Origin of the sequence: Paenibacillus sp. 1-18 (assembly GCF_000520755.1) — a bacterium.
Lineage (GTDB): Bacteria > Bacillota > Bacilli > Paenibacillales > Paenibacillaceae > Paenibacillus > Paenibacillus brasilensis.
The window spans coordinates 53,407-61,149 of sequence record NZ_ASSB01000337.1 but is presented as its reverse complement, the minus strand read 5'-3'; the positions used below and the strand labels follow the sequence as shown (position 1 = coordinate 61,149).

The window sequence follows — 7,743 nt, the reverse complement described above, 5'->3', positions numbered from 1 at the left end:
TGCCGAAGCGATGGAGGGCTACGGCGTAGCTGTGGCAGCGAACAAGCTGGGGCTGCCTGTGATGGAAATCCGCACGATTTCCAATGCCGTCGGTCCACGTGACCGGGCAGCCTGGCGAATCAAAGAGGCTTTGCAAGCGTTGGAAGCCGCATTTTCTACATTAACGGAGGTTATATAGATGAAAATTGCTTTTTCACCTTGTCCCAATGACACCTTTGTCTTTCATGCTCTGGCCCACGGATTGATTCCGGGCGCACCCGAGCTGGACATTACCTTTGCCGATATCGACATCACCAACAATCTGGCGATCACGCCAGATGGACTGGATATTATGAAAATCTCGTATGCCGCACTCCCTTGGGTGCTGGACGAATATGCTCTGCTGCCTTGTGGTGGCGCACTGGGCCGGGGCTGTGGGCCGCTCGTACTGACCAAAGAAGGCTCCACGGTGGAAGGCCCGGAAGCCTTGTCTGGCAAGCGTGTAGCTGTGCCAAGTGAGCGTTCCACCGCCTACCTCCTGTTTCGCCTGTGGGCAGCCAAGCATGTGCCGGGGGGTGTAGGCGAGATCGTCGTAATGCCGTTTAACCAAATCATGCCTGCTGTCCGTGACGGACATATGGATGCCGGGCTGGTTATTCACGAAGCACGCTTTACCTATCCGTCCTACGGACTCAGCAAGCAAGTCGATCTGGGCAACTGGTGGGAAGAAGATACAGGACTCCCGATCCCCCTCGGAGCGATTATTGCCCGTCGTCATCTGAATTTGGATGCTATTACAGACTGGATACGCGCCTCTGTCGAGTACGCATGGAAGCATCCTGAAGCTTCCCGCGAATATGTATTGTCCCATGCACAGGAGCTTTCACCGGATGTCGCCCAGTCGCATATCGACCTGTATGTGAACGATTTTACCGCCAATCTGGGTGACAGCGGGTATGCCGCCATCGAAGCCTTGCTCGGACGTGCCGCACAGGAAGGGCTGGTGCCTTCGTTTGATTTGGCCAAGCTGCGCCCTGCCTCCATAATCCGCTAAAACCTATAAAACCTCCCGAACGAGCACATGTCTATTCATGCGCCCAGTTCGGGAGGTTTTATCATTTCTTCGTATGGCGAATTCTCATTCTAGACTCGCATGAGTCCGTCTTTAGTTCTGTTCTTGCTCCACGACCTCGGTCTTAAACACATTATCCAGCTTGGTACCCAGTCTTTTCACCAGCGGCACCTTGATATCCCGGCTCAATTCCTTGAAAAAAGCGTCCATATCACAATTAATCTTATCCAACACAACCTTCACGGTGCCCTCTGCCAAGATCTGCTCATTCAGTTCTTCCGGTACCGTAACCGAGATATCATACTTCTTGCTTAGCGTTTTAATGTAGCGGGTAAAGATTTCGATAAGCTCCTCATTGTTGAAGTTCTCAACAGCAACTTGCCCTTTGTTCGTAAATTTCAAATTCACTCTCACGTTAGCATTTCCCCTTTTCCTTTTGACCATTTATTTTGGATAAACGTTGAACCGTACAGCGGCTCTTCAAAGAAAGGGCCTTACCGATCGTTTTAGACTCTTGTCCTTTGATATACTAAGTATAACACATTAAGTCTGTTTTCATTTCAACTTGTCGTTTTATGATAAAAAATGATACATTTTGCGCATTTTCAACATAAATTATTTCTTTTCATTCCAATTACTAGTAGGGAATCATGCAAAAATATACAAGAAACGCCTATCTCACAATAAAAAACGTTTCCATATAGTAGCTTATATAACATGAATTCACAGCGGTTTTGTACATTCCCAACCGTGTGAACGGTACTCACGCACAGCATCCCGTATATCCTCAATATCATCCGTATGCAGTAAAACAGAAGGTAAAATGACCCAATATTCATTTTCTGCCAGATCAATAAATACGTCCTCGACGTCATAATACTGCATGTCTCCAAAAGCCGTATCTCTGATTTTCTGTCCAACCAAAGGCATAAACTTGGAATCAAAGGTCTTCATCACCTTCGTGTATTCCTGTACGCCCGTTGCTGCGATCTGTTGTGAAATAATGACGCTCAATGCTGCTACCTCCCTGACCTAATAATGCTTATTATAACCTGCCCTCAGACCATCTACAAAACCTATGAAAAAAATTCGCTCGCCTTCTCCCGATGGGCTGGCTTAATATGCATGTCCAGCACCTTTAAGGCTGTCAACACAACACCCGCGTCATCCGTGAATCCTAGTATTGGAATCACATCCGATATCGCATCCAATGGTGAAATAAAATATGCCAAGGCTCCGAAAGCTACTCCTTTGGCATAAAGAGGCGTTTCAGGATCTATCGCACAATAGTACATAGCCACTGCATCCTTCACAAAAGGAACCTTTCCGGCCGTGGACTTCACCTTTTTGAGAAATCCCTTTTTCACCTGTTCTTCCTGTTTCGGGTCATACTTGGCTTTCGTTACGTCAAAATCCTTCATAGGCTCCTCCTATTGCTGGCTGGTAAGCTTGAAAATGCCGCCTTCCCGCTTCCCAAGCGGATAATTTTGGACCGTCATTTCCACCTTCGTATTCTTATCCCATACAGGGAGCTTATTCGATTTACCGTACTCTTTCATAGCTATGTTTATGACTTCTTCTGCCTTCTTCGTCAAAGTAGTAGAAGCCATATTATATTTACCATAACCTTGATAAGCACCGCCAAAACCAAGATTGGGTTGATTATTCACATTTAAAAGCACACCCTGCAACGTACCATTCTCTGCTACATCAAAGGTCACTTTTTCCAATACAAAATCATCAGTAACGATAGATGTCTGCTCCATTGCATGCGAGATGGATGACAGGTTGGCTGCTAATTTAACCCGTTGCAGCAGTACCTCTGTATCGTTCTGTTGCTTCGTCAATGCTTGTGTTGTCCTGTGCAGTGAAGCATTCGCTGTAGTCAAAGTATTTACCTTTGTGTTCAAATTATAATTCCATACTATCAAAGCAATACATCCGAGCACAGCTATTCCTGAAATGACCGTGGCTACAACGCCAAGCTTACGAGCAGCCTGTGATTGCGGCTCCACAGACTGAGTGTGGCTGCTTAATTCCCCCATATCAAACTTCCTCTCTGTTTATATAGTCATATTTTACTATGACCTCCTTTGATGTTCTAGTATATTTTTCCTGATTCTGTACTTCTATGCATTTGGACAGGATTTCGCTTCATCAGTCTTTAAGCTTCGGTTCCCCCGTTTTCCGGGTGAAGCTGTATTTACCAGGTACACACTGCCTGCAATCAGCACCAGCCCCGCAACAAACGTCAAAGTAAGTGATTCCTTGAGTATCACCATACTAAAGATCGTGGACAGCACCGGGACCAAAAACGTATATGAGCCGACGGTTCCCGCATCTCCATTGTCGATCAGTTTAAAATAAATCATCCAGCCCATCGCAATCACGAACATCGAAATAAACAATAAAATCGCGATAAAGGAGTTTGTCCAGTGGATATCACTCCATTTTTCTGTCGCAAATCCAACCCCATTAAGCATGATGCCCCCCAGAATGAGCTGCATCGTCACCGCCCAAATGGAGTCCAGCTGCTTGCTTTTTTTCTTCATATAAATCGTTCCCAGCGCCCAGCACAATCCTGAGGCCAGACCCAACACAATGCCCAATACAGACAAATGACCTGCCATCCCGCCAGAGCTAATCACGATCACCCCGCCAAATCCAAGAACCAGCCCGATCACCTTCATAGGAAACATACGCTCACCCAACCATAGCCATGAGAATAACCCCAACAAGATCGGCTGGAGGAATACTAAAGTGGAAAATAGCCCGGCAGGCAAATAACGCAGTCCCACCGTCTGCAAACCGTAGTATCCTGCAATATTAAATATGGCCAGCACAAGATAAGTCCACCCATTCTGTCTAAGGCGCAAGGTTTCCCGGTGACGCAAAGCGAATAACAGCAAAATCAAGCCGCCCAGCAAGGTGCGAATTCCCGAAAAGAATAGCGGCGGTGTATCTGGCAAAGCCAGCTTGGTCAACGGCCAGTTGATCCCCCATACCATCACTAATATCAATACAAGCCACAGTGTAGCTTTGGGTGTTAACTTTTTCATAGATGTCTTCTCTCCTCTGGCATTTTCATCATTCTTTGCAAACACTATAAGCATCAGGCCTGTTTGCAAAGCTTTACTTTACTAGCGTATACTGTGAGCACTAATAAATAAAATGAATGTTTCCGATAAGGGAGATAACTTTTCGCTTATGACCATTACCCAAATCATGATCTTTGTCCGCGTAGCTGAAACACTAAATTTCACCCAAACTGCTCACGAGCTGCATATGACGCAGCCCGCAGTTAGCCATGCTATCGCCAGTATCGAAAATGAGCTGGAAGTTCAGCTATTGCTGCGTGATCGCAAAAAAGGCGTACTCCTAACCAATATCGGGCACAAGGTACTGCTGCAATTCCGCATGATGCTGCAAAGCATGGAAAAGGTACAGCAGCAGGTGGCTGCTGAAAAAGGGCTGGACGTTGGCACGATCACCATCGGCGCCTTTCCCTCGGCCTCAGCCTATTTTCTGCCTCCCATTATCCAGCATATTCGCCAGCACTATCCCAACCTTGTTTTTGATCTGCACGAAGGCTCCACGAATGAGGTCAAAGAATGGGTGCATACCCGAGAAATCGAAGCCGGGATCATCCTGCTACCAGATCCACAAGTAGATATAATCCCTTTATGCCAGGATAATATGGTCATCCTCCTGCCGGACGGTCACCCCTTGCAAGCACATGACAAAATAGCTATTCGAGACTTGAATCAGCAGGATATGATCTTTTGCAAGGGCGGACATGAGGTTGCCATTATGGAGGGGTTTGAACGTGAACAAAGCCAGTTACAGGCACAATTCATTACTCACAATGTCAGCACCTTGGTCAGCATGGTCCGACAAGGACTAGGTATGGGTATTGTCTCTTCACTCGCCTTGTCCACGTTCCCTCATGATCTGACCGTCAAGGAAACCACGCCATTGATTACACGCGAGATTGGTATCGCTGTGCCATCTCTGTCTAATGCTTCTTTGGCCGTACAGTTATTTGTGCGCACTGCGCAGGAGCTATTTACGGATTGATACTTAAAACCTTACGAAAAAAATAATTTTTAGGAGGTCACTTTTTATGTGCAGAACAATCAAATCATTGAATACGAGGAAAAACTGCGTAAGGCCACGTTGGCTAGTGATGTGAAGTGCTGGATGGAACCGCCGTAACTATAATTGCGTGTTTCTCTACAAGGAACAGTGGGTAGCGAACCATTGAAGCTGAAATGTGTTATACCCGTGTTTGGCACGAATTTGATGGAGCGGGCTTATCCATTTGTAGATATAGGAATAGCGCTATGCTATACTATAAACAGAAGTTGTACCACGTATCACGTGTCATATAACATATGATACGTGGGTAAAATGAGAATAGCCGCGATGGTTGCACATCGCGACTTTCTGACAAAGGCCGGTGGGCGACCACGGCGAGAATTTCATACTAGGTACGAAAAACCACCGGATAGCTAGGCGCCTAACCTATTCCCGGTGGTTTTTCTTGTCTTTACGTGATTGCTTCCAGGCCTGAACCAAAGTCTTTAGGCCAGTAGTTATACTGACCAACTTTAGCACAACGTCAAGAATCTTCACGATTAGATCAAATGACACGGCGTCACCCCCTCTCGGGCTAGCTTCGCCGCATCTTCCCACCGGTTATTTTGTCCAAATCATTATAGCATAAATGGGAAAATTGGAATATAGAGTAGGAATAGCGAAGAAATACTAGTCGTGAAGTGTCACTTTGTTTTAATAAGGTCAAGTTCAATGTGACTTCGATCGTGCAACCATAGCAGTTCATCCAGTAAAAACGTTAATCCATCCTTTCTGCGTAAACGCTCGATCAACTCTGTAACGACTTCCATAATCTCACGTTGTACATTCTTCGCCAGTTGGAGCCCCCCGCTTTCCCCATCCACATAAAGATGCGGATGATCCTCCTGTTCTACCTTGCGTACATGCCGCAGACACAATATCCCTTTTTCAAGATAAAAGAAATAGCTACGTCCATACAGGACTCCCTCAAATAATTCATACATATGAGGATCATCATCAGGTCCATAGACCATGGTAGCTCTTTTCAATTTAACCGATTCGTTCATAAATAATTACTCTCCTTCCCTTTGCAGCACAGATTTATTTATGTATTGATTATCACAAATTTATACTCTAATTCGTATATACGTTTATTAGTAATAACATATACGACTTTTAGTATAGAGTCAAGATTTATTTTACGGATATTCGTATATTGGATATAATGGATTGGAGGGTGGTGTACATATGAGAACGATTCGGGTTAAATTGAACGAAGTTATGACACAACGGGGACTTACGCAAACCCAACTTTCCGAACTATCGGGTGTTCGTCAGGCTGCTATCTCTGAAATGTCACGTAACATTCGCGAACAAATAAATCTTAAAACGCTTGTGAAAATTGCGGATGCACTGGAAATTGATGATATATCAGAATTATTAGCATTGGAAAACAACAAAAAGGACCATTAATGTTATCGGTCCTTTTCGTTAATTTTTCCTAGAGTTCAATTTGTACAGATACATCAACCTAAGACCTGGAACTTTTTCAAGTCCATAACTTCCCAAGTTTTTCCTGTTGTATCTACAACACCAGTAATTTTAACCTGTTTTTCATTTTTATGAGCATCACATGCACGTTTATAATCATCTTCGATCAATTCTACTTTTACACTATGCTTTTTATTATCATACATGGTTGAAATATTTATAGTTCCGTAGGCTGATCCAGAATTAGATGATAATTTAGAAATAAAACCTTCAATTTCAACGTCTTCTGGTTTCTTCTCCCTCAGTGCCTCAGCTATTGCTTTAATAATATGATAATCAGAAGAATCTAAAGTAATAACATCTGGTAGTTTCTCAGAATTTTCAATCATTTTTGAATATCTTATCTTAGACTCCAGTTTTATCGGCTCATCTTCGGCATAAAGCGATAGTAGTGCTTCACATATATTTGCATTTAAACCTTCATTATAGCCTCTTTCGACTAAATCGTCGAGCTTGTTCTCAGTATCATTAAAACTTTCGATTTGGTGAATTGATTTATGAATTCTTTTCATTACTCTTCTTGAAAAGGGCTCTGTAATTGCTGTATTCTCTTCTATAATGATTTCAACGTCATCGTTAATTAACGATCCTGATTCTACAGTTACAATGTAACTTCCATGGGCAGTTTGGCCTAATTTAAAAAAGTTACTATAACCAATCGCTTTTTGGGAAGCTCTCTTAAAAGCCCTTTGAGGATATTCTTCAGTATAAGCAGCCGAGACGATTAAATTCTTTAGCCCTTTTATTAAATTAGAAGCATAACTTAAAGGTATAGAACCATCCGAAGCAAATGAAGAAATGACCCTAATTTCTAGTTTATCAGCGTCCGATTCGTAGCTATTTATATCCTTTATTATTAATTCGCTACTCCTATTTTCTATAGTACTTAAAGTATTTAAAGCCGAGTAAATACGTTGTTGAAAATCTACAAAAGATTCTTTTGCAGGTAATAAAAGAGTGATGGGTTCAGAATTTTGAATTTCACGAGAGAAGACAAAAACATTGGGATTAGGAAACTCTTCATTAAGACTCCATCCTTTTCTATCCAAATAATTCATAATATT

The 7,743-nt window shown here is 43.4% G+C and carries 11 protein-coding genes; 4 read left to right on the top strand and 7 right to left on the bottom strand.

The features are described 5' to 3' along the window. Together L693_RS29555 and L693_RS0122160 are read left to right on the top strand one after the other, a co-directional pair. A partial coding sequence (locus L693_RS29555) for a phosphorylase family protein (protein ID WP_442950188.1) occupies positions 1-178 on the top strand: 178 nt, incomplete at its 5' end. Continuing rightward, entirely contained in the window at positions 179-1,033 is an 855-nt protein-coding gene (locus L693_RS0122160; RefSeq protein WP_025720070.1) for a 1,4-dihydroxy-6-naphthoate synthase, read from the top strand. A gap of 111 nt (positions 1,034-1,144) precedes the next feature. On the opposite strand, the gene L693_RS0122155 is transcribed toward L693_RS0122160, so the two are convergent. The 5 genes from L693_RS0122155 to L693_RS0122135 form a co-directional block, all read right to left on the bottom strand. After that, positions 1,145-1,465, bottom strand: coding sequence for a hypothetical protein (locus L693_RS0122155; RefSeq protein WP_025720069.1), 321 nt, complete (start codon positions 1,463-1,465; stop codon positions 1,145-1,147). Positions 1,466-1,774: 309 nt separating this feature from the next. After that, the gene (locus L693_RS0122150) at positions 1,775-2,065 is read right to left on the bottom strand and encodes a hypothetical protein (protein WP_025720067.1); all 291 of its coding nucleotides are present in this window, start codon (positions 2,063-2,065) and stop codon (positions 1,775-1,777) included. Positions 2,066-2,127: 62 nt separating this feature from the next. Further along, positions 2,128-2,472, bottom strand: coding sequence for a YkvA family protein (locus L693_RS0122145; RefSeq protein WP_025720065.1), 345 nt, complete (start codon positions 2,470-2,472; stop codon positions 2,128-2,130). 9 nt (positions 2,473-2,481) lie between these two features. Beyond that, on the bottom strand, positions 2,482-3,096 hold the full coding sequence (locus L693_RS0122140) for a hypothetical protein (RefSeq protein WP_025720063.1): 615 nt from the start codon (positions 3,094-3,096) through the stop codon (positions 2,482-2,484). 84 nt (positions 3,097-3,180) lie between these two features. Beyond that, positions 3,181-4,110: a DMT family transporter gene (locus tag L693_RS0122135; protein WP_025720061.1), complete on the bottom strand. Its 930-nt coding sequence runs from the start codon at positions 4,108-4,110 to the stop codon at positions 3,181-3,183. 148 nt (positions 4,111-4,258) lie between these two features. On the opposite strand from L693_RS0122135, the gene L693_RS0122130 reads away from it, so the two are divergent. Then, the gene (locus L693_RS0122130; RefSeq protein ID WP_025720059.1) at positions 4,259-5,128 is read left to right on the top strand and encodes a LysR family transcriptional regulator; all 870 of its coding nucleotides are present in this window, start codon (positions 4,259-4,261) and stop codon (positions 5,126-5,128) included. A gap of 704 nt (positions 5,129-5,832) precedes the next feature. On the opposite strand, the gene L693_RS0122115 is transcribed toward L693_RS0122130, so the two are convergent. Further along, positions 5,833-6,195, bottom strand: a complete 363-nt coding sequence (locus L693_RS0122115) for a hypothetical protein (protein WP_025720057.1) — start codon at positions 6,193-6,195, stop codon at positions 5,833-5,835. Between the two features lie 181 nt (positions 6,196-6,376). On the opposite strand from L693_RS0122115, the gene L693_RS0122110 reads away from it, so the two are divergent. Beyond that, positions 6,377-6,601, top strand: coding sequence for a helix-turn-helix domain-containing protein (locus L693_RS0122110; RefSeq protein ID WP_025720055.1), 225 nt, complete (start codon positions 6,377-6,379; stop codon positions 6,599-6,601). Between the two features lie 53 nt (positions 6,602-6,654). On the opposite strand, the gene L693_RS0122105 is transcribed toward L693_RS0122110, so the two are convergent. Continuing rightward, positions 6,655-7,737, bottom strand: a complete 1,083-nt coding sequence (locus tag L693_RS0122105; protein ID WP_155983903.1) for a hypothetical protein — start codon at positions 7,735-7,737, stop codon at positions 6,655-6,657. Between the last annotated feature and the right edge of the window lie 6 nt (positions 7,738-7,743).

Bases quoted from the DNA above. Each gene is read 5' to 3' on its own strand.
- L693_RS0122160 (WP_025720070.1), top strand. From the start codon at position 179: ATGAAAATTGCTTTTTCACCTTGTCCCAATGACACCTTTGTCTTTCAT.
- L693_RS0122145 (WP_025720065.1), bottom strand. From the start codon at position 2,472: ATGAAGGATTTTGACGTAACGAAAGCCAAGTATGACCCGAAACAGGAA.
- L693_RS0122140 (WP_025720063.1), bottom strand. From the start codon at position 3,096: ATGGGGGAATTAAGCAGCCACACTCAGTCTGTGGAGCCGCAATCACAG.
- L693_RS0122135 (WP_025720061.1), bottom strand. From the start codon at position 4,110: ATGAAAAAGTTAACACCCAAAGCTACACTGTGGCTTGTATTGATATTA.
- L693_RS0122130 (WP_025720059.1), top strand. From the start codon at position 4,259: ATGACCATTACCCAAATCATGATCTTTGTCCGCGTAGCTGAAACACTA.
- L693_RS0122115 (WP_025720057.1), bottom strand. From the start codon at position 6,195: ATGAACGAATCGGTTAAATTGAAAAGAGCTACCATGGTCTATGGACCT.
- L693_RS0122110 (WP_025720055.1), top strand. From the start codon at position 6,377: ATGAGAACGATTCGGGTTAAATTGAACGAAGTTATGACACAACGGGGA.
- L693_RS0122105 (WP_155983903.1), bottom strand. From the start codon at position 7,737: ATGAATTATTTGGATAGAAAAGGATGGAGTCTTAATGAAGAGTTTCCT.